Raw genomic sequence first — 25,604 nt, 5'->3', positions numbered from 1 at the left:
TGCCGTGTCGATGGAGGCGCATTATAGGGAGTGAATTCGTTCTGGCAACCCCTCTCCTGCAATAAAATTGCAAAAAAACGTACTTTTTTAGTTATTCATCTCCAACCACAGCTTTTATACAAACTTATCCACAGAAATAGCCTTCCGGTTGTTAGAATGACCGAAAACATGGAGGCAAAGATGGACTTGCGACTGAGACCTTACAAGGGAAAACGCCCGCAATTGGGCAAGCGGGTATATGTAGACCCCTGCGCGACATTGGTGGGCGATATCGAGCTGGCTGACGATGCCAGCATCTGGCCCATGGTAGCGGCACGGGGGGATGTAAATCATATCCGTATCGGCGCCCGCAGCAATATTCAGGACGGCACGGTACTGCACCTGACCCGCAAGAGCGCCAGCAATCCGACCGGCTATCCACTGCTGATCGGTGAAGATGTCACGGTCGGCCATAAAGCGATGCTGCACGGCTGCACCATCGGCAACCGGGTTCTGGTCGGCATGGGTGCCATTCTGCTTGATGGCGTCGTGGTTGAAGATGATGTGATGATCGGCGCAGGTTCGCTGGTACCACCGGGCAAGCGACTCGAGTCGGGCTTTCTGTATATAGGTAATCCCGTCAAACAGGCTCGCCCGCTCAAGCCTGCCGAGGTCGCCTTCCTCAAAACCTCAGCCGACAATTATGTGCTGCTCAAGGATGAGTATCTGCAAGAGACCTTATAGGGCTGGCAGAAACAGGAAGCCCGGCATGATGCCGGGCTTCGCTTCTTATATAGCTATATAGCCGTGCAGAACGGCTGACCGGAGATCAGTGGGCCTGATCCCAGTTGTCGCCGGTGCCCGCCTCCACCACCAGCGGCACATCCAGTTCGGCCGCGGCAGACATCTTCTCCTTGATGATGGCGATGTACTCCTGCAGCTTCTCTTCGCGGATCTCGAACACCAGTTCATCGTGTACCTGCATCAGCATGCGGATCGACTCATCTTCAATCCCGCGGATCCAACCATCCACGTTGATCATGGCGCGCTTGATAATGTCGGCAGCCGTACCCTGCATGGGCGCGTTGATGGCGGCCCGTTCGGCTGCCTTGCGCAGACCGGCGTTGCGCGACTTGATATCCGGCAGATATAAACGACGGCCAAACAGGGTCTCGACATAACCCTGAGCATCCGCCTGCTGGCGGGTGCGCTCCATGTACTCCAGCACGCCCGGGTAGCGTTCGAAGTAGAGATCCATGTACTTCTGCGCCTCGGCACGGCCGATACCCAGCTGCTTGGCCAGACCGAAGGCGCTCATACCGTAGATGAGGCCAAAGTTGATCGCCTTGGCGCTGCGGCGCATGTCACTGGTCACCGCATCAAGCGCTACACCAAACACCTCGGCGGCGGTCGCCTTGTGGATGTCCTTGCCCTCGGCGAAGGCAGTCAGCAGACCCTTGTCGCCAGAGAGATGCGCCATAATGCGCAGCTCGATCTGGGAGTAGTCCGCCGCCACCAGCTTGTAACCGGCGCACGGGATGAAGGCCTGCCGAATGCGGCGCCCCTGTTCGTTGCGTACCGGGATGTTCTGCAGGTTGGGATCGGTGGAGGAGAGCCGACCGGTCGCCGCCACTGCCTGATGATAGGAGGTGTGCACCCGCCCAGTCTGGGGCTTGATCATCAGCGGCAGCTTGTCGGTGTAGGTGGACTTCAGTTTGGCCAACCCACGGTGCTCCATCAGGAGGCGCGGCAGCTCATAGGTCTCAGCCAGCTCGGCCAGCACCTCTTCCGCAGTAGATGGCGCCCCCTTGGGAGTCTTTTTGATGATCGGCAGCCCCAGCTTGGTGAAGAGGATCTCCCCCAGCTGCTTGGGCGAGGAGAGGTTGAACTCCTGCCCGGCCAGCTCGTGGGCCTGCTTCTCCAGTTCCGCCAGACGCACTTCGATCTCCTGGCTCTGCTGATGCAGCAGCTTGGGTTCGATAGTGGTACCGAGTCGCTCCATCCGCGCCAATACCGGCAGCAGTGGCAGTTCGATCTCGCTGAATACTTTGGCGAGGCCCGGCTCGGTAGAGAGCTTGCCCCACAGCGCCTGATGCAGACGCAGGGTGATGTCGGCATCTTCCGCTGCGTAAGGAGCCGCCTGCTCCAGCTCGATCTGGTTGAAGGTGAGCTGCTTGACCCCCTTGCCGGCGATATCCTCGAACGAGATAGTCTCAGCGTTCAGATACCTGCGGGCCAGCGAGTCCATGTCGTGGCGGCTGGCGGTGGAGTTGAGCACATAGGACTCGAGCATGGTGTCGTAGGCGATACCCTGCAACTCGATGCCGTGATTGAGCAGCACGTTGCGGTCGTACTTGAGGTTCTGCCCAACCTTGAGGCGGGCCGGATCTTCCAGCAGCGGCTTGAGCTTGCCGAGTACCACGGCCTCGGTCAGCTGCACCGGTGCCCCCAGATAGTCGTGGCCGAAGGGCACGTAGGCTGCCTTGCCCGGCTCGATGGCAAAGGAGACGCCAACGACCCGCGCTTCCATATAGTCGAGACTGGTGGTCTCGGTGTCGAAGGCAAACAGCGGAGCCGCCTGCAGACGGGCCAGCCAGTCGTCGAATTCGGCCTCGTCCAGAATGCAGCGATAGTCGGTCTCGATGGCGGCTACCGGGGCGGCACCGTCATCATCACCTTCGGCTTCGATCTCATCAGCGCCGCCGGATTCCAGCTCTTTGATCAGGTTGCGCAGCTCGTACTCGCGATAGACCGCCAGCAGAGCCTCCTTGTCGATGGGGCCGAGCTGCAGCTCTTCCAGACTCTGATCCAGCGCCACATCGGTCTTGATGGTGGCCAGCACATAGGAGAGGCGCACCTGCTCCTCCTGTTCGCGGAACTTGTCGGCGAACACCTTGGAGCCACGGAAACCGAGTGCAGCCACCTTGTCGAGGTTGGCGGCGATCTCGTCGATACTACCGATCCCCTGCAGCAGGGCCAGTGCGGTCTTCTCGCCAACGCCGGTCATGCCGGGGATGTTGTCCACCTTATCCCCCATCAGGGCCAGGTAGTCGATGATGAGCTCGGGCGGTACGCCGAACTTCTCGATCACCCCTTCCCGATCGGTCTTCACGTCCTTCATGGTATCGATCAGAGTGACATGGTCGGAGACCAGCTGCGCCATGTCCTTGTCACCGGTACTGATCAGCACCGGCAGCTGCTTCTCGGTCGCCTGACGGGCCAGAGTGCCGATCACATCGTCGGCTTCAACCCCTTCCACCATCAGGAAGGGGAAACCCATCGCCTTGATCATCTGATGGATGGGGGCAACCTGGCTGCGCAGATCGTCCGGCATACTGGCCCGGTTGGCCTTGTATTCGGGATAGATGTCGTCGCGGAAGGTCTTGCCTTTGGCATCGAACACCACGGCCACATGGCAGTCGGGATACTGCTTGCGCAGGCTGCGCATCATGTTGGCCATGACACGGACGGCGCCGCTCGGCAAACCGGTCGAGGTGCGCAGATCGGCCTGCTGGGAGGCAAAGAAGGCGCGGTAAAGATAAGAGGAGCCGTCGACCAGAATAAGGGGATTGCTAGGGGCCATGAAATCGTCCTGCCAGAGATAAACAGCCGCTAGGATGCCACAGGGGCCCCCTCACACCAAGGGGGGCAGAGACCCGGCAGAAAGAGCCACACAAACCTCAGTTCTGTGGATAACTCTGTGCTCAAAAATGGAGTCGCGGAAAAACCACAGTGACAACCTTGTGGATAAAAAACAAAAAACACATATATAACAATATATTGGGATCACAAAAACTGATCGCCAGACCATGAGAATGATCTCGATCAATGTGGAAAAAATTTAAGGGAGTAGGTACGGCAGGATCCGAAACGAAACAATCCTAGCACAGCAAGATGACTTGACCAGCGGATGGCGAGCGATAACCATACAAAAGTACAACAATCCATCTTGGCTCACATTTTCAACAACAAGGAGTTTGCCATGAAAAAAGTGGCCGTGATTTTGAGTGGCTGCGGCGTCTTTGACGGAGCAGAAATCCACGAGGCCGTCATCAGCTTGCTGGCGCTGGCACGTCAGGGTGCTGCCGTGCAGTGCTTCGCTCCGAACGTCACGCAGCTCCATGTTATCAACCACCTGACCGGTGAAGTGAGCGAGGGGGAGAGTCGCAACGTGCTGGTCGAAGCGGCGCGTATCTGCCGTGGCCAGATAAAGGATGTGGCCGAGCTGGATGCGGTCGATTATGACGCCCTGCTGGTACCCGGTGGCTTTGGCGCAGCCAAGAACCTGTGCGACTTCGCCATCAAGGGGGCGGAGTGCCAAATCCAGCCTGATGTGCTAAAGGCGTGCCAGAGCTTTGCCAATGCCAACAAACCGGCCGCCTACATCTGCATCGCTCCGGCCATGATCCCGCTCATCTACGGCGCCGGCACCCTGGCCACCATAGGCCATGACGAAGGCACCGCCAACGCCATCGAAGCGATGGGCGGCAGCCACCTCAACTGTCCGGTCAACGAGTTCGTAGTGGATCAGGAGCGCAAGGTGATCTCCACTCCTGCCTACATGCTGGCCAGCAATATCGTAGAAGCGGCAGACGGTATCGAGAAAACCGTCAAACAGCTGCTGACACTCTGATTGCCCGGCCAACCAAAACAAACGGGCCACTCATGGAGCGGCCCGTTTTCAATTCTCGCGGATAGCGACCGATCAGATGCTTTCGCCCATCTGATCCATCTTGCCCAGCAGGGCACGCAGACGCTCCTGCCATGCAGCGTGCTCATTGCGCAGCTGATGGTTCTCGTCTTGCAGCTTGGTGTTCTGCTCTTTCAGATCGTCCAGCTCCATCTTCAGCAGGGAGATGTTGTCGACGGCGGATTGTACTTTGGATTCGAGTTGCTCAAGGACTTCTAGTGACATATGCATACCTGTTTGTTCAATTGCGATGCCCCACAGAGGGCGATTCAAGCGCGTGGAGCCAGCATACCCCGAGCCTATCGGCACAAACAAGCCAGTGCGCTGCAAAATGCCTCTTCCACAGAGGTATTGTCTAAATATGCGTCTATTTTTCTCGCATCCTGCGCAGCTCACCGGTGAAGAGCGATATAGCCCCCCATCAGCAGGCAGCCAACCCCGTACATCAGCAGGCCATAGAGCAGGTTGCCACGCAAGATGGCGGCAGCACTCAGGTTGTAACGGGAGGCCAGCGCCAGATTGGATCCGGAGAGCGGGCTGGTGCCCGTGGCAATCCCCCACCCCAGCAGAAAACACATGCCGAGCAGGCTGGGATCCGGTGACAGAGGCCAGAGCAACGGCGCCAGTCCGGAGATACTGATGAGCGGGTGTACCCCGACGATGGCGACCAGCAGGATCAGCAAGAGCGCGAGAGATGCCTCCAGCCAGCCGAAGTGGTTGAACAGCGGCAAACTGTGCCCGCCGCCGAGATCGATGACCGACACGGCGCTGTTGATGCCGGCAGCCAGCAGGCCAGCCCCCAGAAACAGCACCAGCTGACCGCCGATGGCGGGAAAGCGCTCCACCACCTGCCGTTTGAGCGCGGCCTTGCGGCCGGTATGCGGCATAAACAGCAGCGCCAGCAAGGGTGCCACCAGCGCGATAACCGCCATGATGCCGAGATCTGGCCAGATCTGCTTGATGAGCAGCACCAGCCCGGCCAGGGTGATCGGCAGTCCCAGGGTCTGCAGCCGCAGCGGATAGCCGGCAAAATCCGCCACCCCGATCCGCTCTACCTGCCAGGCCGTTATCGTCATAGCCAGCAGGGTCGCCACCACGCCAAACGGCAAGATGTTCGACAGCTTGAGGCCTGGTGCGTAAGTGAGTGCCACCGCCATGGCGACAAAGAAGGGGGACCAGAAGGCGGCAACGCAGAAGATGCGGCTCAGCACCAGCACCTGACGTCGCTCAAGGGTACCGTTACGTTCCAGCCGATCGCCGATGATAAAAAGCACCGAGAGGTTGATGACGGCCCCCAGCAGATTGAGGCTGGCCATGGTGCTCCACAGCCCCTTGCGCCCTTGCCATGAGCTAGTGCCGGTCAAGAGACCCGAGGTAGCGAGATTGAGGGTGCTCACCGCAGCAAACATGGTGAGCATATTGATATTGGGCAGCAGCCAGGCATCGGCACTGAAGCTGGCCCCCCGCCACCAGGAGAAGAGCAACAGCACAAACGCAGCACCGTAAAGTGCCAGCGCCTGCCGTCTGGCGGCGCCGGCCAGCCATGGCCAGGTGAGCAGAGAAGCAGCCCAAGCCGCGATGGCCGCCGGCCAGGGAGAGAACCCCAGATAGAGATGCAGCAGGTTGAGCAGCCACATCCCCAGGATCAGATAACCCGACCAGCGTTTGGCCATCGACTACTCCGGCCGGGAGATCAGAGGCACTGATCCATATCCAGTGAAGGCTTGTCGCACTCCGGACGGCCGACGATCTTGGCTGGTACGCCCGCGACTGTGGTATGGGGTGGCACCGGATTGATCACCACACTGCCGGCACCAATCTTGGCGCCCATGCCCACTTCGATATTGCCGAGCACCTTGGCGCCCGCCCCTATCATCACCCCTTCGCGGATCTTGGGATGACGATCGCCACTCTCCTTGCCGGTACCACCGAGGGTCACGCTCTGCAGGATCGAGACGTCATCTTCAATCACCGCCGTCTCGCCCACCACTATGCCGGTGGCGTGGTCAAACATGATCCCCTTGCCGATGCGGGCGGCCGGATGCACATCGACCCCGAATACCACCGAGATCTGGTTCTGCAGGTAGAGCGCCAGCGAGCGGCGCCCCTGACGCCACAGCCAGTTGGCGACCCGATAGCCCTGCAGAGCATGGAACCCCTTGAGGTAGAGCAGCGGAGTGGAGAAAAGGTCAACCGCCGGATCGCGATCCTGTACGGCACAGATGTCGGCGGCAACCACGGTCAGCAGCTCAGGCTCGCTGCGCAGCGCCAGCTCGATCACCTCGCGCAGGGCGATGGCAGGCATGGTGGCGCTGTCGAGCTTGTTGGCCAGCTGGAAGCTGAGAGCCGAGCGCAAATTTTTGTGATTGAGAATGGTGGAGTGGAAGAAGCTGGCCAGCATCGGCTCCTGGGCCGCCATGCACTGTGCTTCTTGCTGAATTTTCTGCCAGGTTTTGGCAACCAGATCATCCATGTTGCAGCCTACTGTTGTTCAGGGTGAGGGCTCTGTTGTTCTTTTGTCAGCACCGAGATGGGGTCCATGTGGATAATTACGTCCATTCGCTCGAAAGCCTGGCGCACGGCCAGCTCGGCTTCATCGGCGATTTGATGGGCCTTGACCAGAGGGATCTGGTCATCCAGCTCAAGGTGCAGCTGCACAAAGCGGGTCGGCCCCGACTGGCGGGTGCGCAGATCGTGGACGCCGTGAACCCCTTCGACGGCGCAGCAGAGGGCCATTATTCTCGCTTGTTCTTCGGCTGGCAACTGACGATCGAGCAGCGCCTGCACCGATTCGTAACCAATATGCAACGCTCCCCACAGCAGGAACAGACCGATCAGGATGGCAAACAGGCCGTCAGCCCAGTACCACCCCTGCCCCGCCAGCACCAGCGCCAGCAGCACCCCGGCGTTGAGCAACAGATCGGAGCGGTAGTGCAGCATGTCGGCCTTGATGGCGACGCTGTTGGTCTTGCGAATGACAAAGCTCTGGAAGCTGACCAGCAGCAGGGTCAGCACGATGGAGCCACCACTGACCCAGAGGCCCGCCTCCAGCCGCTCGATGGGTGCCTGCTTGAGCAGCGACGAGATGCCGTGCATCACCAGCAACAAAGCGGAACCGGAGATAAAGGCCGACTGGATGAGTCCGGCCAGCGACTCCGCCTTGCCGTGACCGAAGCGGTGCTCGTCATCGGCAGGGGCCAGCGCATAACGGATGGCCAGCAGGTTGATGATGGAGGCGCTCACATCCATAAAGGAGTCAGTCAGGGATGCCAGCAAGGTTGATGAATCTGTCATCAGCCAGGCGATCAGTTTGCCGATGATGAGCAGGGTGGCGGTCGTGACGGCCGCCATGCTGGCAAAGGTAACCCAACGGGAATATTGTTGATGGCTCAAAACCGGCTTTCCTCTGGCGATGAAAAACTTATTATACCCTGACCCCGGCGTCAGTTTGGCGCGAAAATCTGCGGAATAACACCCGATGAACAGAATACTCCTGGTCGACGACGATCTTGAATTGACCCAGTTGCTCACAGAAATTCTGACCCTGGAGGGATTTCAGGTCACGGTCGCCGAGGATGGTGAAGAGGGGCTGCAACGACTGGCAGAGCAGAGCTTCAATCTGGTGCTGCTCGATGTGATGATGCCCAAGCTCAACGGCTTCGCCATGCTGGCCAAGCTGCGCAAGACCCATGAAACACCGGTACTGATGCTGACCGCCCGTGGCGACAGCCAGGATCGGGTCAACGGTCTTGAGGCGGGGGCCGACGACTATCTGGCCAAGCCGTTCGATGATCGGGAGCTGCTGGCCCGGGTGCGTGCCATCCTGCGCCGTACCCAGAGCGCCCCGCCCCAGCGCGGCAACTCCTCCGACGAAGTCAGCTTTATGGACATAGTGCTGCAACCCGGCCTGCAGCAGGCCCGCTGCGGCGAGCAGCTACTGGAGCTGACTGCTACAGAGTTCGGCCTGCTGGAGTGCCTGCTGCGCAACCCCGGCCAGATCGTCAGCAAGAGTCACCTCTCCGAGCAGGTGCTCGGCAAGAAGCTGGAACCCTTCGATCGCGCCATCGACATGCACCTGAGCAACCTGCGCAAGAAACTGCCGGAGCGCGCCGATGGTCAGCCCCGCTTCAAAACCGTACGGGGGCGCGGCTATCTGTGGCTCGAGCAAGAATAAAGGGGGGCACCTCTCTCAACGGGATCTCGACCCACATCTTCCTCTGGTTCTGGTTTATGTTGCTGGTGATCCTCGCGGCAGTGATCAGCCTGCCGACGCTCGATCCCCGCAACCAGATCCCGCTGCCCACCCACGAGGTGGCACGGATGCAGAACAATGTGCAGGCGCTGCTCAATGCCGCCGACCCGGATCAGGATTTCGATCTGGCCAAGGCGATGGACAACATCGCCATGCTGCCGGTGGACAACGTCTATATCCGCGACGAGAAGGGGCAGATCCAGTCCACCACCCATCCCCGCAAGTTCGTGGTGCGCTTCATGGTGGATGCCGATGACCCGGGCAAGCCCATGCTGCGCAACGAGCACCGCAAAGCGATCGCCGGCCCCTTTCTGATGCAGCACCACGGCCACAGCTACCACGTCTATTTCGGGCTCAATGCCGAAAACCCCTACCTGTTCCTGTTCATTCAGGTGCTGGATCACCCGATCCGCATTCTCGGGGTAGCCATGCTGATCAGCACGCCGCTCTGTCTGCTGCTCGCCTGGCGGTTGACCCGCCCGATCCTGCAGTTGCAGAAATCAGTCTCCCAGCTGGCAGCTGGCAACCTTGAAGTGCAGATCCCCAACCTTGGGCGCCGTGACGAGATCGGCCAGCTGGCCGACCATGTCAGCCGCATGGTGGATACGCTCAAGAGCATGATCCAGAAGCAGAAACAGCTGCTCTCAGACATCTCTCACGAGCTGCGCAGCCCCTTAACCCGGATGCAACTGGCGCAGGCGCTGATCCGCCGCAAGCAGGGCGATAGCGCCGAGCTGGCCCGGATCGAATCGGAAATTGGCCGGCTGGACAAGCTGATCGGTGACCTGCTCGACCTGTCGCGGGTACAGCAACATGTGGAGGCCCCCGTCGTGCAGCCGCTGGCCGATCTGCTGGAACCCATGCTCGAAGATGCCATGTTCGAGGCAAACCAGAGCGGCAAACAGCTCAGACTGCCGCAACTGCCGACCGAGTCGATCCAGATGTGGCCGGAGCTGCTCTCGCGGGCCATCGAGAACCCGCTGCGCAACGCCCTCAAATATGCCCGCGAGTTCATCAAGGTGGAGTGGTATCGGGATGGCAAGGAGTGGGTGATGACCATTCGGGATGACGGGCCCGGTGTACCTGACGAGCAGCAGCCGCTGCTGTTCCAGCCCTTCTTCCGGGTCGATGATGCCCGCAATGCCAAGACCGGCGGAACCGGGCTGGGGCTGGCCATCGCGGCGGAGGCGATCCAGCGCCATGGCGGCACCATTGCCGCCAGCAACAACCACCCGACCGGCCTCACCGTCACCATCAAACTACCGGTCGCCTGACCCTTTTCATCGGCACGGGCGCTGGGTATGCTGGCGCCCCTTCTTGCCTTTACATCTCTTTGCAGGAGCTCGTCATGCTCGATATCGTCCTCTACCAGCCGGAAATTCCGCCCAATACCGGCAATATCATCCGGCTTTGCGCCAACACCGGATACCGGCTCCATCTGATCGAGCCGCTGGGATTTGAGTGGGATGACAAGCGGGTGAAGCGGGCAGGACTCGACTATCACGAGTTTGCCGAGGTGAAGCGCTGGCCGAGTTATGAAGCCTTTCTGGCAGAAGTGGCGCCCAAGCGGGTATTTGCCTGCACCACCAAGGGACGCACTGCGCACTCGGCCGTGCAGTTTGCCCTTGGCGACGCCCTGCTGTTCGGGCCTGAGAGCCGCGGTCTGCCCATCGAGATCATCGAGAGCCTGCCATTCGAGCAGCGGGTACGCATCCCCATGCTGCCCCAGAGCCGCAGCATGAATCTCTCCAATGCAGTCTCGGTCTTTGTCTACGAGAGCTGGCGCCAGCTCGGTTATCCCGGCGCCATGTAAGCACCTCGGATCATCAGTGGCGGGCGTCCAGCAGGCGCCCGCTTCGCTCCAGTCGCCAACAGGTGACCCCCAGTGACAGGCCACGCCCCATCATCAACGTCGCCATCGCGGCCCACAGTGCCGCAACACCCCACGACTGACAGAGCCACCAGATCGGGAAGAAACCGCCAAACGCCGCCAGCAGCATGCTGTTGCGCATCTCCTTCGCCCGGGTCGCCCCGATAAAGACACCATCCAGCAGGAAACACCAGACCGCCAGCAAGGGCATCACCACCAGCCAGGGCAGGTGGCGGGTTGCCTCTACCACGACAGCCGGAATATCGGTGATATAGCCGATAAGGTGGCTACCGAAGAGGGCAAATATCAGGGTAAAACCGCTGGCGATGAGTGCCGCCCAGCCCAGATTGAGCAGGATAGCCTCCCGCAGCCGGTGCCGATCCCGCAAGCCGATGGCTCGCCCGACCATGGCCTCGACGGCATAGGCGAAGCCATCGAGCCCGTAGGAGATAAGCATCAGGAAGTTGAGCAGTACCGCATTGGCCGCCACCGCCACGTCGCCCAGCCGCGCACCTTGCAGAGTCATAAAGGCAAAGCAGAGCTGCAGGGATAAGGAGCGCAGGAAGATATCGCGGTTGAGACCGAGCAGCCGCACCATGGGAGCAAGCTGGCGCCAGCGCTGCCAGCCATCCTGCCACACCGTTGGCGCCAATTGCCGCAGCTGACGAGATACCAGCCAGATGCCGACCCCCAGCGCGCAGTAATCGGCCAGCACCGAGGCCGCCGCCACGCCGCGCACCTGCCAGCCGAGCCCCAGCACAAACAGGGCATCGAGCGCCATGTTGACCAGATTGGTGAGGATCAGCATCGCCATGGGACTGCGGGCATCCTGCATCCCCAGCAGCCAACCCATGATCACCAGATTGCAGAGCGCCGCCGGAGCGCTCCAGATCCGCACCGCCACGTACTGGCCAGCATAGAGCTGCACCTCGGGCGAGCCACCGCTCAGGGCAATCAGCCGTGGCAGCAGGGGAAACAGCAGCAGAAGCAGAGCCAGCCCGAGGGCAACGGCCAGCCCCAACCCGCGCAGCAGGGTATCGAGCTGGGCCCGCCCGTCAGCAGCACCGTGTGCCTGCGCCGTCAGTCCGGTGGTGGACATTCGCAGAAAACCGAGCAGCCAGAAGATGAGGTTGATGAGGGTCGCCCCGACCGAGACGCCCCCGAGAAACCAGGCCTGCCCGAGATGACCGATCACCCAGGTATCCACCAGCCCCAGCAGGGGGGTGGTGATATTGGAGAAGACCATCGGCAGGGCGAGGGCAAAGACGGCGCGGTGGCGAGAGGGATCTCGCCACCAAGGCGCAACTGGGTGCGTCACTCTCAGTGACCTGTCAGCTTCAGGATGCGGGAGAAGTCGGAGAGCATGCTATCCATCTGCACCAGCGGTACCTGGCCGCGCTCCACCTTGGGCCGAAATACCCCCTGCAACTTGCCCTTGGGGTTGATGAGGACGATGGAGGCGGAATGATCGATCAGGTAATCCTTCTCCCCCTCCTTGGCGATGGAGTAGACCAGCCCCAGATTGCGCACGAACGGGAACAGCTTGTCGTGTGGTGCCGTCGCCGCCTTGAACTCGGGGTTGAAGAAGGCGGTATAGGTTTTGAGACGGGCAGGATCATCGCGCTGGGGATCCGCCGATACAAAGACCACCTGAGTGGTCGGTGCCAGCTTCTTCAGCTGATCGTAGACGGAGCGTATATCCGCCAGCGTAGTGGGGCAAATATCGGGGCAGAAGGTGTAACCGACGAAGAGAAAGGTCCAGTGGCCCAGCAAGTTGGCTGGGGTGAATGGTTTGTTGTCGGCATCGATCAGCTGGAAGTTGTTGATGTCCCGCCCGACCGGATAGTAGTCAGCATGCTCAGGCCGTTTTGGCTGGGTGAGGTAGAAGGCAAGGATCAGGCAGCCTGTCAGCAGCAGAAACAGCAGGGGATAGCGAAGCTTCATCATAACAAGAGACCCTTTCGGTTCAGTACACACAGCATCGATAGCCAGACAGGTGGGGGATTGTACCTCAGCAGGGCATGAACTGGAGACTCCTTGTACACGGCTCTGTCAGGAACAGACCGTTTGGTTCAATTAAGCAGCAACCGCAAAAACAAAAACCGGCTCGTGTGCGAGCCGGTTTTGTGGGTCTCTGGCGCCATCCATCCCCTTCACGGGCGGTGAATGCGCCTCTGCTGCAGCATTTTGCCGAGCGCTCTGGCACTGATGGGGATCACTGGTGCCAACCAGTTTTCCTGCGACTTGGCAACACCATGGCTCCGCTTGAACAGCAGCACCAGCTGTACCACCTTCTCTTTCGGGCAACCCAGCCAGAGCGTCCAGTGCGAGCCCTTGTGGTGCAGCCAGAGCCCATAGAACCAGGTCAACCGGCTGCCTCTGAAAAAACGGGTGATGGAGGATACCGGTGCCAGTTCCCTCACCTCTGTATCCCATGGAGATCTCGATGCCATAACCAGTCCTCCCTGACCGACAAGTTATGCTGTTTCGCCTGCCCGACTCTGCCGGCAGCACGGCGACTTGCCATACCACGAGTGACGCCCCATGGCAGGGGCGCCCCCTCTCCCTTCATATCCCGTGAAGGTGCATTGTCCACGCTTGTTCTGACTTTGCCCCGATTACCCGCCACAAGCCGGCAACGCATGGCAAGAAGTCTCTTTATTGGCGAGACCCTGATTTGAGCATATATCCGAAATGAATGATTGGCAGCCACTCCCTTCGTCGAACGCCTGTTGAGTCTCGCAGCAATGGGCTAGCGGCCAGGCCAACAGGAAAGGCGCAAAAAACAAAACGGCCTCCCGCAGGAGGCCGTCTCATGGCAAAGGGGAAATTACATCCAGTCGGCGTTGCGGATCACGCCGACGGCCAGACCTTCGATGGTAAGGTGCTGGCTGGAGAGATCCACCTCGATGGGGGAGAGCTCTTCGTTTTCCGGCAGCAGCCACACCTGGCTACCCTTGCGCTGGAAGCGCTTGACGGTGACATCCTCATCGAGACGAGCCACCACCACCTGACCGTTGCGCACCTCCTGAGTCTTGTGCACAGCCAGCAGGTCGCCATCCAGGATGCCGATGTTCTTCATGCTCATCCCCTGCACCCGTAGCAGAAAATCTGCCCGCGGATGGAACAGGGCGGGATCCACCTGGTAGTGGCTCTCGATATGCTCCTGCGCCAGGATAGGTTCACCGGCAGCGACCTTGCCAATCAGAGGCAGGCCGCTCTCTTCCAGCACCTCTTCCTCCTCTTCAAGCAGCAGGCGGATGCCGCGGGACGTGCCCGGCATGATCTCGATGACCCCTTTTTTGGCCAGGGCCTTCAGATGTTCTTCGGCCGCATTGGCCGACTTGAAACCAAGCTTCTGGGCAATCTCGGCGCGAGTCGGCGGCATGCCGGTTTCGCTCATATTCGCCTTGATCAACTCCAGCACTTCGGCCTGGCGGGGAGTAAGGGGTTTCATAGAATGGGCACCTGTCTTTTTATACAGCACACTGGCAGTATATACAGTGCAGTGACCAAGGCAAGGCAGAGCTGACATTTGTCGCGACAAACCGCTCATTTATCGCTGTTTTGATCCTGCGCAGCTGACTCATCGTACCTCTCGGCGACAAGGGGCCGCCGATTTGCTATGCTCACGCCGCATTTTTTTGGAGAGCAGACGCACATGTCCCTAGGACAGAAGATTTCCAGAGCCATCTTGCAATGGCCGGTCAGCGGCTTGGTCAATCACAAGAGCCTGCCGGAAAATCCCATCACAGAACTCAATCTGGATCCGGCCAGACCCATCGTCTACGCCCTGAAGACCAGTTCGATCACTGACCTGATGACCCTGCAGCAGTGCTGCGAGGATCTCGGTCTGCCCGGCCCCTTCACCCCGCTGGAACTTAACGGCCAGCTGCTGCCGCGCTATGTCTGTCTGGATCGTCCGCCTCCCCTGTTTGGTAAACGCAGCAAACCGCTCCCCTTCCTGCAGGAGTTCCACCAGCTGCTGGATCTGCACAAGCAGGATCCCGAACTCGATATCCAGGTGGTGCCCGTCACCCTGTTCTGGGGCCGCGCCCCGGGTCGGGAAGGCGAAGAGGCTTCCGGCTGGAACATCATCAGCAGTCTGGCGCCGAACCGGCTGAAGAAGGCGCTCATCGTGATCCTCAAGGGTCGCGAGAATCTGGTGCGCTTCTCGCCGCCGCTCTCCCTGCGCTATATGGCGGACAAACATGGCACCGACGAAGGGATCGCCCACAAACTGGCGCGGGTGGCTCGCACCCACTTCAGCCGCCAGCAGCTCGCTGCCACCGGCCCGAAACTGCCGAACCGCCACCTGCTGTTCAAACAGCTGCTCGACTCCGAAGTGATCCAGCAGGCGATTGAAGAGGAGGCCCAGCGCGAGGGGATCAGCCTCGAGAAAGCCAAGAAGCGGGCTCACGGCTATATGGACGAGATCGCCTCCGACTTCTCCTACCGGCTGATCCGCCTTGGGGAGAGTTTCCTCGGCTGGCTGTGGAACAAGCTCTACCGCGGGCTCTCCGTCAACGGCGCAGAGAAGGTACGCCAGCTGGCACAGGAGGGGCACGAGATCGTCTATGTCCCCTGCCACCGCAGCCACATGGATTACCTGCTGCTCTCCTACGTCATCTATCACCAGGGGATGGTGCCGCCCCATATCGCGGCGGGCATCAACCTCAACTTCTGGCCGGCGGGCCCGATTTTCCGCCACGGCGGCGCCTTCTTCATTCGTCGCACCTTCAAGGGCAATCCGCTCTACAGCACGGTATTTCGTGAATACCTCAACCTGCTGTTTGCCAAGGGTTACTCGGTGGAGTTCTTCACCGAGGGTGGCCGCTCTCGTACCGGTCGCCTGCTGCCGCCCAAGACCGGCATGCTGGCGATGACCCTGCAGGCGATGATGCGCGGGCTGGACAGACCGGTCACTCTGGTGCCCGTCTATCTCGGTTACGAGCACGTGATGGAGGTGAACACCTACCACAACGAGCTCAAGGGCAGCCGCAAGGAGAAAGAGAGCTTCCTGCAGGTGCTCGGCATCCTGCGCAAGCTGCGCAACTACGGCCGTGGCTTCGTCAACTTCGGCGAACCGCTGACCCTCAACAGCTACCTGAGCGAGCATATTCCCGACTGGAAACAGCACATCGGGGAAGAGGAGCGTCCGGAGTGGATGGCGGGCACCGTCAACGAGCTGGCCGAGCTGCTGATGACTCGCATCAACGGCGCTGCCGCGGTCAATGGCCTGACCCTGAGCGCGCTGGCACTGCTGGCCGCCGAGCGTCACGCCCTGACCCGCGACGAACTGCAGGCCCAGCTCAACACCTATCTGGATCTGCTCAAGCAGGTGCCCTATAGCCCGCACAGCACCATGCCGGCCGAAGATGCCGCCACCCTGCTGGATCAGGCGATGGAGCTCAACAAGTTCGAGGTGAGCGAGGACAAGCTGGGCCAGATCATCAGTCTCGACCGCTATCAGGCGATCCTGCTGACCTACTACCGCAACAACATCCTCCACCTGTTCGCCATGCCCTCGCTGGTAGCAGCCCTGATCGAGCGCTGCGAAGGGATCTCCCACAGCGAGCTGCTGGCCCGCTGCATCGACATCTATCCGCTGCTCAAGACCGAGCTGTTCCTGCGCTACGAAGAGGATGAGCTGCCGGAGCTGGTCGATGCCCTGCTGGCCGAACTGCAGCGCCAGCAACTGATCGAAGCGCGCGATGGCGGCTACTGGGTCAACCCGGCCAACCAGATGCGCCTGCTGCTGCTGGCGGAGAGCATTCAGGAGACCCTGCAGCGCTACGCCATCGTGCTGACCCGGGTGCTGGCCCAGCCCCATATCGAGGCGGAGCAGCTGGAAGCGGACGGCCTGATGATGGCAGAGCGCCTCGGCACTTTGCACGGCATCAACGCCCCCGAGTTCTTCGACCAGAAGCTGTTCAGCACCCTGATCCACACCCTGCGCAAGGAGGGTTACTTCTCCTCCGACTGCAAGCCGGATCTCGGCCGCTTCCAGGCACTGGCCGACAACATAGTGCCGCTGCTGAGCAACAAGATCCGCCGCACCATTCAGGCGGGCAACCAGCTCTGATCTGCAACGCAAACAAAGAAGGCCGCATGATGCGGCCTTTTTTTATCGGAGTTTGCGCGGGAACAGGTCACGCCAGCAGGTAATCGAGCACCACGCCGATGAAGATCAGCGCCCCCACATAGTTGTTGTTGAGAAACGCCTTGAAGCAGGCTTCGCGTTCGCGCTCGCGGATCAACCGCTGCTGGTAGACGAAGAGCACGCCAGCCCCCAGCAATCCCCAGTAATACCAGCCCCCCAGCGCCATCAGCTGGCCAACCACCAGCATGATCAGCAGGGTGCCCAGTTGCAGCGCCCCGATGATCCGCTTGTCGTTGCGGCCAAACAGGATGGCGCTCGATTTGAGACCGAGCTTGAGGTCATCGTCCCGATCCACCATGGCGTACTGGGTGTCATAGGCGATGGTCCAGAGCAGGTTGGCCAGGAAGAGCAGCCAGGCAACGAGGGGCAGAGCATTGGCCTGCGCCGCATAAGCCATGGGGATCGACCAGGAGAAGGCCAGCCCGAGCACAAACTGCGGGTTGGAGATGAGCCGCTTCATGAAGGGGTAGCAGACCGCCAGCAACAGGCCGATAAACGACAGGCTGATGGTGAGCGGGTTCATGGTCAGCACCAGGGCAAACGAGATGAGCGCCAGCACGAAGAAGAGCGCCAGCGCCTCGCGCGGATCAACCCTGCCGGTCGGCAGCGGGCGCCCGGAGGTGCGTTTGACATGGCCATCGAAGTCGCGATCCGCATAGTCGTTGATGACGCAACCTGCCGAGCGCATCAGAAAAACGCCCACGGCAAAAACGATGAGGTTCCAGAGATTGGGGACACCACCTGCCGCCAGCCAGAGCGCCCAGAGGGTGGGCCACAGCAGCAGCAGGGTACCGATGGGTTTGTCGATGCGAGCCAACTGCATATAGGCCAGCCCTCGCTCCTTGGTCAACAGATTCACTCCAGCTCCTTGTTACAAACGAGAGAAGGCAGAAACAGCTCGTGCACCAGCAGTGGCCACGGCCCCAGAAACAGGCGGGAGCGGCGCCCCCAGACCACGGCTGCCGGACAGCGGGGATTGGTGGCGATCTCGAAGCGCGCCACTTGCAGATGATCGCGCCGCGCCGGCTCGTGGCCGAATATCCGCTCGCCGAGCGGCTGCTCGCCAAGATCGGCCAGCCCGCTTCCCTCCAGCGCCACATCGGCAAACAGGGTCCAGCCCAGAACCGCCGGCCCCCGATCGCCGTGCAGGATCACCTCGCGGCAGATCCCGGCCGGAGTGGGCGCATCCACCAGCCACTGCTCATCGGCAGTGAGAGAGACCTGATGATTGCCAAGCCACTCCACCGAAAAGTGGCTATTGTGCTGGCGCAGCCGCCGGGTCATTGAGCCCGGCTCCAGCAACCAGGGGCGCAGCGAGGCTGGCAATTCACAACTTTCCGGAGCCAGCCAGCTACCCGAGAGCGTGAGGGGAACAGTCAACTCGGACTTCACAGCATCACCATCCAGAGATTTCCGTGTTCAGGTTAAAATCCGGTTTATTATCCGTAAATCAATCGCGAAATGTAAGAACATCCGTGCTTGACGGCCCCGATGGCAGCATCAAAAATGGGGTATCTCTTGCTGATGAGCCATCCATATGAAGCTATTCAAATTTCTGCTGGTGTTGTTGCTGAGCTGCGGTGCACTTCAGGTCTATGCCTCCGGAGGAGAGGAGCCACCCGCAGAGGGAGAGGCGGCCGCCGCTCCCAAACCCGGCTTCTACTACCACCTGCTCGATCCGGACATCATCACCAACTACCTGAGCGATGGCAAAACCCTCGGCTACGTCCGGGTGACGGTAGAGTTGATGGCGGCCAACGAGGGCGACCTCAAACTGCTGGAGCAGCATGATCCGCTGATCCGAGACGCCATCATTCGCTTGATGGGCAGCAAGAGTGCTGACCAGATCAAGTCTCTGGTCAGCCGCGAAGAGCTGCGCAAGGAGTGCGAAGCCAAGGCAAACGAGCTGCTGGTGAAAGAGACCGGCAAGAAAGCGGTGCGCGAGCTCATCTTCACCAAATTCCTCTACCAGTAACGTTTCATTCGCAAACCCGCCAGCAGGGATTCTCCCCGGCTGGCGGGTTTGTCGTTTATTCGAAATGAAAATTGATTACAATACGTCCGTCGAGTCGTAGAGGTAATCGTTATGGGCAGCAAGACCCTGTGTGAGTGGCGCCGCCACGAAATCCCCACTGATCTCAAAGCGCTGCGCAAGATAATCCGCAAACCCAAATTCGTCTGCGGCAAATGTGCCCGCAGCGCCAACGAGAAAGGCTACCTCTGCCAGCCGCTGCGGCTGAAAGAGGAGTAACGCCTCCCCCGTCAGGACGTTATTGATCCGTCCACCCCTGCCGTCCCTGTTCGAACAGCCGGCGGGCCTGCATGTCGTTCGGGCAGACGCCGCGATACTCGCCACCGGAGCGACCGGCCAGATAGAGGTGCTCCGGGCGGCAATACCAGGCCAGCCCTTTCTGGCGTCCCTGCTCCCACAGTTCGCTATCCACCTTATTGCCGCACTGGGCCTGATGGAACTCGACCCGCTCGGCGGTGAACCCCAGCTTGCCATCGGCCTCCCCGACATCGCTCCACACCTTCTCGCAGGGATCGTTGTTGGAGGCGCAGCCACCCAGCAGAGCTGCCAGCAGTATGATGGTGAGTCGCATAGTCATCCTTGAGTGTCGTTTGAGCAGTTCATTCTTATCCAGCCATCCGGTGACCACAAGAGGCACAAGCCAGCCCTGTGAGCGCCGCAAAAAAATCAGGCGGGCACAATGCCCGCCTGTTCATTCAATGCTGTGGTTCACTGGTCATCGAAAGGGTCATCATCCTGCCAGCTTTCATCTTCCCACTGATCCAGCTCCTCTTCCCAGGATTCCGGCTCCCAATCATCGTCTGACGAGTCGTAATCCGGCTTGTGTCCACCCATCTTCACTCTCCTTGGATAGTTCACCCGCAATCCAATTCTATCCGGAAATGTCGGGCTCGCCAGTCGTCAGAGTTCAAAGTTTGACCAGAGTGCGCCCCGCGATTTGACCCAGCGTGATGGCCTCGGCAGCCTCGACCACCTGCTCCAGCCCGATCTCGGTAACCGCCTGAGCAAAGAAGCTGGTAGGCAGATCCCGTGCCAGTCGCTGCCAAGCCAGTTGACGACGTGCCAGCGGGCACATCACCGAATCGACCCCCTGCAGCCGCACATTGCGCAGAATAAAGGGCATCACGCTGGTCGGCAGATCGAAGCCCCCCGCCAGCCCGCAGGCTGCCACGGCGCCGCCGTAGTTCATCTGGGCCAGCAGTTTGGCCAGTACCTGACTGCCGACGGTATCGATGGCACCGGCCCACAACTGTTTCTCCAGCGGTTTGGCAGGCACCAGCAGTTCACTGCGCGGCACGATGCGGCTGGCACCGAGCGCAGTCAACATGGCCCCCTGCTCTTCGGGACGGCCGGTCAGCGCCGCTACCTGATAGCCAAGGGCCGCCAGCAGGGCGACCGAGGCGGAGCCCACGCCACCCGCAGCGCCGGTGACCAGCACCTCACCGCTTGCCGGGGTAATGCCCGCCTCTTCCAGCGCCAGCACGCAGAGCATGGCGGTGAGGCCGGCGGTGCCGATGCACATGGCCTGCCGCTCATCGAGCCCGGCGGGCAGCGGCACCAGCCAGTCGCCCTTGACCCGCGCCTGTTCGGCCATGCCGCCCCAGTGCCCTTCGCCCACGCCCCAACCGGTCAGCACCACCTTGTCTCCCGGCTGATAGCGGCTGTCGGCGGATTCGAGCACGGTACCGGCGAAGTCGATGCCGGGCACCAGCGGCCACTGACGCACTATCTTGCCCTTGCCGGTGATGGCCAGCCCGTCCTTGTAGTTGATGGAGCTGTAGCTCACCGCTACCCGCACCTCACCCTCCGGCAACTGGCTTTCGGTCAGTCGGGTCAGGGTCGGAATGGTCTTGCCGTCTTGGTTTTCCAGTAACAGAGCCTTGAACATGGTTGCCTCTTTGATGGGGATTGAAACGGAACGGTTAGCTGCTTTGGCGCTTTTGCAATTCGAACTCGAGGATCCGGGTCGCCTCTTGCACCTCGTCGCCAGCCAGCTTGTGCAGGATCATCTCGGCAGCCATGCTGCCCATTTTGCGATAGGGAACCTGAACCGATGTGAGGGCAGGATAACAACTCTTCGCCACATCGGAATCATCAAAACCGGCGATAGCCAGCTTACCGGGCACGCTCAGGTGCCGTCGTTGGCACTCGAACAGCACGCCGGCGGCCAGCTCATCGTTGACGCAGATAAGTGCATCGAGCTCTGGCCAACGCAGCAGAAACTCCCCCAACATAGCAGCACCGGTGCTGAAACTGGGCGCCTCCGAGGTATTGATCACCATATCGGGCGAGAGATAGTGCTCCAGCATCGCCTGCTGCCAGCCACGCATGCGCTGCTGCAGCATCCACTGCTCCTGACGGGCACAGAGAAAACCGATATTGCGGTAACCCCGCTCGATGAGGTGACGGGTCAGGCGATAACCGGCCTCCTGATTGGAGCCGCCGACACAGAGATCCATGGGATGGGGCACCAAAGCCCCCACCTCAACCACAGGCAGACGACTGTTACGCAATAGCGCCTTGTCATCTGGCGACTCAAGGCAACCCAGCACGATCACGGCGGCGGGGTTGTATTGCAACAACTGCTCCAGATGTTCGCTCTGCTGGCGCAGATGCTGGGCGTCACCCAGTACCAGCTGATAACCGGCCTTCATCAAGATGGGTTGCAACCCGGCCATCAATTCGGCACTGGCGCGATCAAGCAGGCTCGGCACTATCACCAGAATCACATGGGAAGTACCCGACGCCAGCGCACCGGCGGCACGATTGGGGATATAGCCGAGCTCTTCCACCGCAGCTTCGATACGCTCGCGCATCTTGTCGGAGACCAGTTCGGGAGTGCGCAGGGCACGGGAGACCGTCATGGCCCCCACTCCGGCCAGCTGGGCCACATCGTTGAGGGTCACCCGACCCGTGCTACGGCGCTTTTTCGCTTCTGACATCCATCCCTTCCTCGGCTTGCGGCTGCTCACTTTAAGGCAAAAGAGCGCCACTGACTATTTGCTCAGGGCCGATTCTACTCTCTTTCCCCTACCGCAGGGGCAGGATGGCTCCCGTTAATGGGTGAAGTGATAGCGCTATCACAGTTTCATGTTAGCGCTATCTGATAGCGCTAACTTTCGCGATCACCCTCACAGTTTCACCACCGCAAGATCGATAGATTGGCGCCATCTTAACTAGCCGGATCACCACCATGCTGACTCAACTGCTGACCGAGGATGTCATCCGCATCGAACCCGCAGCCCGCGACTGGCGCCATGCCATCGAGCTGGCCACGGCGCCCCTGCTGGCCAATGGCATCATCGAACCCTCCTACGTGGCGGCGCTGTTTCGCTCTCATGAGGAGCTCGGCCCCTACTACGTACTGGGCCCCGGTCTGGCGATGCCCCACGCTCGCCCCGAGGACGGAGTCAACCGGCTGGGTCTGGGGCTGACCGTCATCAAGCAGGGGGTCAACTTCGACTCCGAGGGCAACGACCCGATCCGGCTGCTGATCACCCTGGCCGCCAGCGACAGCAACTCCCACGTGGAGACCATCGCCCAGCTGGCCGAGCTGTTTATGAATGAAGAGGACGTGGCGGCCATCATTGCGGCCGATACCAAAGACGACATCCTGCGCATTCTGGCGCGCTACTGATCTGCGCCACGGCGCACCTGACAGAGGAAGAGACAATGAAAATTCTGGTTGTATGCGGTCACGGTCTGGGCACCAGCCTGATGATGGAGATGAGCATCAAGAGCATCCTGAAAGAGCTGGCGGTCACCGCCGAGGTGGATCACCGCGATCTGGCCTCCGCCGGCAGTGAAACCGCCGAGATCTTTGTCGCCACCCGCGACATCGCCGAGCAGCTGCAATCCATGGGGGTCAACGGCCGTCTGGTGGCCCTCGACAACATGGTCGACAAGGCCGCGATGAAAGAGAAGCTCGCCACCGCCCTGCGCGAACTGGGCGCCCTCTAAGGATCCTCCATGCGGCCTGCGGGCCGCATCTTCCATTGCCAGGAGCTGACCATGGAATTTTTCAACTTTCTGATGTTTGACGTGCTGTCCGAGCCCGCCGTGCTGGTCGGCCTGATCGCGCTTATCGGCCTGATTGCCCAGAAGAAACCGGTGACCGAGTGCATCAAGGGCACGGTCAAGACCATCATGGGTTTCGTCATTCTGGGGGCCGGTGCCACCCTGGTGATCAACTCGCTGGGTGACTTCGCCGTTATCTTCCAGCACGCCTTCGGCATCAAGGGGGTCGTCCCCAACAACGAAGCCATCGTCTCCATCGCCCAGACCTCGTTTGGCAAGGAGATGGCGATGATCATGTTCTTCGCCATGCTGGTGAACATCCTGATCGCCCGGCTGACTCCGTGGAAATTCATCTTCCTGACCGGTCACCACACCCTGTTCATGTCGATGATGGTGGCGGTGATCCTCTCTGCCGGCGGTATGAGCGGCGTGCCGCTGATCGCGGTCGGCAGTCTGGTGGTCGGCGTCGCCATGGTCTTCTTCCCAGCCATCGCCCACCCCTTCATGAAGCAGATCACCGGCTCCGATGACGTGGCGCTGGGCCACTTCTCCACCTGCTCCTACGTGCTCTCCGCCCTGATCGGCGCCAAGTTCGGCAACAAGGCCCACAGCTGCGAAGATGTGCAGGTGCCCAAGAGCCTGCTGTTCCTGCGCGATACCCCGGTGGCCATTTCCTTCACCATGGGCATCATCTTCCTGGTGACCTCCGCCTTCGCCGGCCCCGAGTTTGTCTCCAGCGTCGCCAAGGGCAAGCACTGGTTCATGTTCTCCCTGATGCAGTCCATCACCTTCGCCGCCGGTGTCTACGTCATCCTGCAGGGTGTGCGGATGGTCATCGCCGAGATCGTACCGGCCTTCAAGGGGATCTCCGACAAGCTGGTACCGAACGCCAAGCCGGCACTCGACTGCCCGATCGTCTTCCCCTACGCCCCCAACGCCGTGCTGATCGGCTTCCTGTCGAGCTTTGCCGCCGGTCTGGTGGGGATGGCGCTGCTCTACGCCATGGGTCTGACCGTCATCATCCCGGGCGTGGTACCGCACTTCTTCGTCGGCGCCGCTGCCGGGGTCTTCGGCAACGCCACCGGTGGTCGTCGTGGCGCCATTCTGGGCTCCTTCGCCAACGGCCTGCTGCTGCTCACCATTCTACCGGTGTTCCTGCTGCCGGTACTGGGCGACCTCGGCTTCGCCAACACCACCTTCAGCGACTCCGACTTCGGTGTGGTCGGCATCCTGCTGGGGCTGATCGTTCGCTAATTCCGGCAACCGCCAAAAACAAAACGGAGCGCATCGCGCTCCGTTTTTTTTATGGCTGAGATGTATGAGAAGGCTGAAACTCAGTCGTTCTCCAGCGCAGTGAGGCAGTGCGAGAGAGTGCGCGCCAGCGCACCCTGATTGCGCAACACCACGGCGCGGGCCTGCTCGCCCATCTCGCGGCGGGCGTTGCCGTCGGCAAACAGCTGGCTCACCCGCTCGCCCAGCTCAGCGGCATCGGCCACGATGGCGGCGCCACCCTGAGCCACCAGCTGGCGGGTGATATCGCTGAAGTTGAAATAGGCGGGACCCGTCAGGCAGGGCTTGCCGAGGGCCGCCGGCTCCAGCAGGTTGTGACCGCCAATCTTCACCAGACTGCCGCCGACGAAGGCCACATCGGCCGCAGCCAGCATCAGCGGCAGCTCGCCCATGGTATCGCCAAGATAGACCTTATCCTCCGCACTCACCGCAGCACCATCCGTGCGCCGCACACAGCCGTAAGGGGCACACAGCTCGGCCACCCGGTCGAACCGCTCGGGGTGGCGCGGCACCAGAATGAGCAGCGCGTCGGGATGGCGTTTGAGCAGCAGATCGAAGGCGGCCAGCACCTGCTCGTCCTCACCCAGATGGGTGCTGGCGGCGATCCAGACCGGCCGATCCGTCCCCAGCTGCTGGCGCAGGGCGCGACCTTTGGCCTGCACCTCGTCACCAAACTGGATATCGAACTTGATGGAGCCGGTCACCGCCAGCCGCGAACGCTCGATGCCGAGGCGGGCGAAGCGGTCGGCGTCATCCTGATGCTGACAGAGCAGATGGGTCAACGGCCGGCTCAGGGCGTCGAAAGCGCCGTGGAAGCGGGCATAACGCTGGCAGGATCGCTCGGAGAGGCGGGCGTTGATGATGGTCACCGGCAGGTGGCGCGCCTCGCAGGCGGCCAGCCAGTTCGGCCACAGCTCGGTCTCCATCACCCAGAGCGCGCGCGGCTTGAAGGTGTCGAGAAAGGCGGCAATGGCCCAGGGGTAGTCGAGCGGCGCGTAGCGATGGATCACCAGATCCCCCAGCTTGGCAGCCTGATCGGCACCGGTGCGGGTGGTGGTGGTGAGCAGGATCGGCAGATCGGGCCGCTCCGCCTTGAGGGCGCGAATGAACGGCGTGATGGCCAGCGTCTCCCCCACGCTCACCGCATGGATCCAGAGCGGCGCCTCCTGTCCGGTGGCGGGCAGCCGCCCGAGATGCTCGGCCCAGCGCTTGCCAAAGCCGGGCTTGCCTTTCTTCGGCTTGTAGAGGGCCAGCAGCGCCAGCGGCAATCCCAGATGGATCAGCAGGTTGTAGAGCAGACGGTAGGGCATC

At 60.9% G+C, this 25,604-nt stretch carries 27 protein-coding genes; 11 read left to right on the top strand and 16 right to left on the bottom strand.

The annotated features are described in order from the left end of the window. The first annotated feature begins 180 nt into the window (after window positions 1-180). Window positions 181-723 carry a gamma carbonic anhydrase family protein gene (locus tag NOM67_RS21500; protein WP_156854889.1) on the top strand — a complete coding sequence of 181 codons (543 nt, stop codon included), beginning with the start codon at window positions 181-183 and terminating at the stop codon, window positions 721-723. Between the two features lie 85 nt (window positions 724-808). Here NOM67_RS21500 and polA read toward each other — a convergent pair whose 3' ends face one another. Beyond that, the gene (gene polA, locus NOM67_RS21495; RefSeq protein WP_255940122.1) at window positions 809-3,562 is read right to left on the bottom strand and encodes a DNA polymerase I; all 2,754 of its coding nucleotides are present in this window, start codon (window positions 3,560-3,562) and stop codon (window positions 809-811) included. Between the two features lie 399 nt (window positions 3,563-3,961). Between polA and elbB the strand changes: the two genes are divergently transcribed. Further along, the gene (elbB, locus tag NOM67_RS21490; RefSeq protein ID WP_156854893.1) at window positions 3,962-4,612 is read left to right on the top strand and encodes an isoprenoid biosynthesis glyoxalase ElbB; all 651 of its coding nucleotides are present in this window, start codon (window positions 3,962-3,964) and stop codon (window positions 4,610-4,612) included. A gap of 72 nt (window positions 4,613-4,684) precedes the next feature. On the opposite strand, the gene NOM67_RS21485 is transcribed toward elbB, so the two are convergent. The 4 genes from NOM67_RS21485 to NOM67_RS21470 all read right to left on the bottom strand — a co-directional run bounded on the left by NOM67_RS21485 (window position 4,685) and on the right by NOM67_RS21470 (window position 8,062). After that, window positions 4,685-4,894 carry a cell division protein ZapB gene (locus NOM67_RS21485; RefSeq protein ID WP_033113622.1) on the bottom strand — a complete coding sequence of 70 codons (210 nt, stop codon included), beginning with the start codon at window positions 4,892-4,894 and terminating at the stop codon, window positions 4,685-4,687. A gap of 167 nt (window positions 4,895-5,061) precedes the next feature. Further along, a complete protein-coding gene (locus NOM67_RS21480; protein ID WP_255940119.1) occupies window positions 5,062-6,342 on the bottom strand; it encodes a hypothetical protein in 1,281 nt (426 codons plus the stop codon). Between the two features lie 20 nt (window positions 6,343-6,362). Then, window positions 6,363-7,142, bottom strand: coding sequence for a serine O-acetyltransferase (gene cysE / locus NOM67_RS21475; RefSeq protein ID WP_033113620.1), 780 nt, complete (start codon window positions 7,140-7,142; stop codon window positions 6,363-6,365). A gap of 8 nt (window positions 7,143-7,150) precedes the next feature. After that, the gene (locus NOM67_RS21470; protein WP_041210793.1) at window positions 7,151-8,062 is read right to left on the bottom strand and encodes a cation diffusion facilitator family transporter; all 912 of its coding nucleotides are present in this window, start codon (window positions 8,060-8,062) and stop codon (window positions 7,151-7,153) included. 85 nt (window positions 8,063-8,147) lie between these two features. On the opposite strand from NOM67_RS21470, the gene NOM67_RS21465 reads away from it, so the two are divergent. The 3 genes from NOM67_RS21465 (at window position 8,148) to trmL (ending at window position 10,734) form a co-directional block, all read left to right on the top strand. Then, on the top strand, window positions 8,148-8,843 hold the full coding sequence (locus tag NOM67_RS21465; protein ID WP_041210792.1) for a response regulator: 696 nt from the start codon (window positions 8,148-8,150) through the stop codon (window positions 8,841-8,843). Continuing rightward, window positions 8,825-10,195, top strand: coding sequence for an ATP-binding protein (locus NOM67_RS21460; protein WP_255940116.1), 1,371 nt, complete (start codon window positions 8,825-8,827; stop codon window positions 10,193-10,195). The genes NOM67_RS21465 and NOM67_RS21460 overlap by 19 nt, the downstream gene beginning before the upstream one ends. Window positions 10,196-10,269: 74 nt before the next feature. After that, complete coding sequence (trmL, locus tag NOM67_RS21455) at window positions 10,270-10,734, top strand: tRNA (uridine(34)/cytosine(34)/5-carboxymethylaminomethyluridine(34)-2'-O)-methyltransferase TrmL (protein ID WP_042030399.1); 465 nt, start codon at window positions 10,270-10,272, stop codon at window positions 10,732-10,734. Between the two features lie 13 nt (window positions 10,735-10,747). Here the strand turns inward: trmL and dinF are convergent, their stop codons facing one another. From dinF to lexA, 4 genes are all read right to left on the bottom strand, one after another. Next, the gene (dinF, locus tag NOM67_RS21450; RefSeq protein WP_255940104.1) at window positions 10,748-12,109 is read right to left on the bottom strand and encodes an MATE family efflux transporter DinF; all 1,362 of its coding nucleotides are present in this window, start codon (window positions 12,107-12,109) and stop codon (window positions 10,748-10,750) included. A gap of 2 nt (window positions 12,110-12,111) precedes the next feature. Then, entirely contained in the window at window positions 12,112-12,738 is a 627-nt protein-coding gene (locus NOM67_RS21445; RefSeq protein WP_043851866.1) for an SCO family protein, read from the bottom strand. Between the two features lie 206 nt (window positions 12,739-12,944). Then, entirely contained in the window at window positions 12,945-13,244 is a 300-nt protein-coding gene (locus tag NOM67_RS21440) for a hypothetical protein (RefSeq protein ID WP_198038045.1), read from the bottom strand. A 377-nt stretch (window positions 13,245-13,621) separates the two neighbouring features. Continuing rightward, on the bottom strand, window positions 13,622-14,248 hold the full coding sequence (lexA, locus tag NOM67_RS21435; RefSeq protein WP_033113613.1) for a transcriptional repressor LexA: 627 nt from the start codon (window positions 14,246-14,248) through the stop codon (window positions 13,622-13,624). A 204-nt stretch (window positions 14,249-14,452) separates the two neighbouring features. Between lexA and plsB the strand changes: the two genes are divergently transcribed. Then, complete coding sequence (gene plsB, locus NOM67_RS21430) at window positions 14,453-16,876, top strand: glycerol-3-phosphate 1-O-acyltransferase PlsB (RefSeq protein ID WP_041210787.1); 2,424 nt, start codon at window positions 14,453-14,455, stop codon at window positions 16,874-16,876. Between the two features lie 67 nt (window positions 16,877-16,943). On the opposite strand, the gene ubiA is transcribed toward plsB, so the two are convergent. Beyond that, the gene (gene ubiA / locus NOM67_RS21425; RefSeq protein WP_041210786.1) at window positions 16,944-17,813 is read right to left on the bottom strand and encodes a 4-hydroxybenzoate octaprenyltransferase; all 870 of its coding nucleotides are present in this window, start codon (window positions 17,811-17,813) and stop codon (window positions 16,944-16,946) included. Then, window positions 17,810-18,346 carry a chorismate lyase gene (locus NOM67_RS21420; protein WP_042030394.1) on the bottom strand — a complete coding sequence of 179 codons (537 nt, stop codon included), beginning with the start codon at window positions 18,344-18,346 and terminating at the stop codon, window positions 17,810-17,812. The genes ubiA and NOM67_RS21420 overlap by 4 nt, the downstream gene beginning before the upstream one ends. 145 nt (window positions 18,347-18,491) lie before the next feature. Between NOM67_RS21420 and NOM67_RS21415 the strand changes: the two genes are divergently transcribed. Then, on the top strand, window positions 18,492-18,929 hold the full coding sequence (locus NOM67_RS21415; RefSeq protein WP_033113609.1) for a flagellar basal body-associated FliL family protein: 438 nt from the start codon (window positions 18,492-18,494) through the stop codon (window positions 18,927-18,929). Between the two features lie 111 nt (window positions 18,930-19,040). Next, window positions 19,041-19,205: a hypothetical protein gene (locus NOM67_RS21410; RefSeq protein ID WP_104016832.1), complete on the top strand. Its 165-nt coding sequence runs from the start codon at window positions 19,041-19,043 to the stop codon at window positions 19,203-19,205. Window positions 19,206-19,224: 19 nt separating this feature from the next. Here the strand turns inward: NOM67_RS21410 and NOM67_RS21405 are convergent, their stop codons facing one another. From NOM67_RS21405 to NOM67_RS21390, 4 genes are all read right to left on the bottom strand, one after another. Further along, on the bottom strand, window positions 19,225-19,557 hold the full coding sequence (locus tag NOM67_RS21405; RefSeq protein WP_255940096.1) for a DUF2799 domain-containing protein: 333 nt from the start codon (window positions 19,555-19,557) through the stop codon (window positions 19,225-19,227). Between the two features lie 137 nt (window positions 19,558-19,694). Then, the gene (locus tag NOM67_RS21400; RefSeq protein WP_255940094.1) at window positions 19,695-19,820 is read right to left on the bottom strand and encodes a hypothetical protein; all 126 of its coding nucleotides are present in this window, start codon (window positions 19,818-19,820) and stop codon (window positions 19,695-19,697) included. Between the two features lie 73 nt (window positions 19,821-19,893). Continuing rightward, entirely contained in the window at window positions 19,894-20,874 is a 981-nt protein-coding gene (locus NOM67_RS21395; RefSeq protein ID WP_255940092.1) for an MDR family oxidoreductase, read from the bottom strand. A 34-nt stretch (window positions 20,875-20,908) separates the two neighbouring features. Beyond that, entirely contained in the window at window positions 20,909-21,928 is a 1,020-nt protein-coding gene (locus tag NOM67_RS21390; RefSeq protein ID WP_255940089.1) for a LacI family DNA-binding transcriptional regulator, read from the bottom strand. 251 nt (window positions 21,929-22,179) lie between these two features. Here NOM67_RS21390 and NOM67_RS21385 point away from each other — a divergent pair, with 251 nt between their 5' ends. The 3 genes from NOM67_RS21385 to NOM67_RS21375 are packed head-to-tail and all read left to right on the top strand — an operon-like array spanning window position 22,180 to window position 24,257. Next, window positions 22,180-22,623 (top strand): PTS sugar transporter subunit IIA, encoded by a 444-nt coding sequence (locus NOM67_RS21385; RefSeq protein WP_255940087.1) that lies wholly within the window; start codon window positions 22,180-22,182, stop codon window positions 22,621-22,623. Between the two features lie 35 nt (window positions 22,624-22,658). Beyond that, complete coding sequence (locus NOM67_RS21380) at window positions 22,659-22,946, top strand: PTS sugar transporter subunit IIB (RefSeq protein ID WP_005356014.1); 288 nt, start codon at window positions 22,659-22,661, stop codon at window positions 22,944-22,946. A 51-nt stretch (window positions 22,947-22,997) separates the two neighbouring features. Continuing rightward, window positions 22,998-24,257 (top strand): PTS ascorbate transporter subunit IIC, encoded by a 1,260-nt coding sequence (locus NOM67_RS21375; protein WP_005357405.1) that lies wholly within the window; start codon window positions 22,998-23,000, stop codon window positions 24,255-24,257. Between the two features lie 80 nt (window positions 24,258-24,337). Here the strand turns inward: NOM67_RS21375 and waaA are convergent, their stop codons facing one another. Next, the gene (gene waaA / locus NOM67_RS21370; RefSeq protein WP_255940074.1) at window positions 24,338-25,603 is read right to left on the bottom strand and encodes a lipid IV(A) 3-deoxy-D-manno-octulosonic acid transferase; all 1,266 of its coding nucleotides are present in this window, start codon (window positions 25,601-25,603) and stop codon (window positions 24,338-24,340) included. Window position 25,604 lies beyond the last annotated feature (1 nt).

The organism is Aeromonas sp. SG16, from assembly GCF_024436135.1.
Lineage (GTDB): Bacteria > Pseudomonadota > Gammaproteobacteria > Enterobacterales > Aeromonadaceae > Aeromonas > Aeromonas jandaei.
The sequence above is the reverse complement of the archived record's forward strand: the minus strand, read 5'-3'. Positions and strand labels throughout refer to the sequence as shown.

Bases quoted from the DNA above. Each gene is read 5' to 3' on its own strand.
- NOM67_RS21390 (WP_255940089.1), bottom strand. From the start codon at position 21,928: ATGTCAGAAGCGAAAAAGCGCCGTAGCACGGGTCGGGTGACCCTCAAC.
- NOM67_RS21445 (WP_043851866.1), bottom strand. From the start codon at position 12,738: ATGATGAAGCTTCGCTATCCCCTGCTGTTTCTGCTGCTGACAGGCTGC.
- NOM67_RS21385 (WP_255940087.1), top strand. From the start codon at position 22,180: ATGCTGACTCAACTGCTGACCGAGGATGTCATCCGCATCGAACCCGCA.
- trmL (WP_042030399.1), top strand. From the start codon at position 10,270: ATGCTCGATATCGTCCTCTACCAGCCGGAAATTCCGCCCAATACCGGC.
- NOM67_RS21375 (WP_005357405.1), top strand. From the start codon at position 22,998: ATGGAATTTTTCAACTTTCTGATGTTTGACGTGCTGTCCGAGCCCGCC.
- NOM67_RS21405 (WP_255940096.1), bottom strand. From the start codon at position 19,557: ATGCGACTCACCATCATACTGCTGGCAGCTCTGCTGGGTGGCTGCGCC.
- NOM67_RS21440 (WP_198038045.1), bottom strand. From the start codon at position 13,244: ATGGCATCGAGATCTCCATGGGATACAGAGGTGAGGGAACTGGCACCG.
- NOM67_RS21480 (WP_255940119.1), bottom strand. From the start codon at position 6,342: ATGGCCAAACGCTGGTCGGGTTATCTGATCCTGGGGATGTGGCTGCTC.
- NOM67_RS21400 (WP_255940094.1), bottom strand. From the start codon at position 19,820: ATGGGTGGACACAAGCCGGATTACGACTCGTCAGACGATGATTGGGAG.
- NOM67_RS21485 (WP_033113622.1), bottom strand. From the start codon at position 4,894: ATGTCACTAGAAGTCCTTGAGCAACTCGAATCCAAAGTACAATCCGCC.
- NOM67_RS21395 (WP_255940092.1), bottom strand. From the start codon at position 20,874: ATGTTCAAGGCTCTGTTACTGGAAAACCAAGACGGCAAGACCATTCCG.
- cysE (WP_033113620.1), bottom strand. From the start codon at position 7,142: ATGGATGATCTGGTTGCCAAAACCTGGCAGAAAATTCAGCAAGAAGCA.
- NOM67_RS21415 (WP_033113609.1), top strand. From the start codon at position 18,492: ATGAAGCTATTCAAATTTCTGCTGGTGTTGTTGCTGAGCTGCGGTGCA.
- elbB (WP_156854893.1), top strand. From the start codon at position 3,962: ATGAAAAAAGTGGCCGTGATTTTGAGTGGCTGCGGCGTCTTTGACGGA.
- waaA (WP_255940074.1), bottom strand. From the start codon at position 25,603: ATGCCCTACCGTCTGCTCTACAACCTGCTGATCCATCTGGGATTGCCG.
- plsB (WP_041210787.1), top strand. From the start codon at position 14,453: ATGTCCCTAGGACAGAAGATTTCCAGAGCCATCTTGCAATGGCCGGTC.
- NOM67_RS21465 (WP_041210792.1), top strand. From the start codon at position 8,148: ATGAACAGAATACTCCTGGTCGACGACGATCTTGAATTGACCCAGTTG.
- NOM67_RS21380 (WP_005356014.1), top strand. From the start codon at position 22,659: ATGAAAATTCTGGTTGTATGCGGTCACGGTCTGGGCACCAGCCTGATG.
- NOM67_RS21410 (WP_104016832.1), top strand. From the start codon at position 19,041: ATGGGCAGCAAGACCCTGTGTGAGTGGCGCCGCCACGAAATCCCCACT.
- lexA (WP_033113613.1), bottom strand. From the start codon at position 14,248: ATGAAACCCCTTACTCCCCGCCAGGCCGAAGTGCTGGAGTTGATCAAG.
- polA (WP_255940122.1), bottom strand. From the start codon at position 3,562: ATGGCCCCTAGCAATCCCCTTATTCTGGTCGACGGCTCCTCTTATCTT.
- NOM67_RS21500 (WP_156854889.1), top strand. From the start codon at position 181: ATGGACTTGCGACTGAGACCTTACAAGGGAAAACGCCCGCAATTGGGC.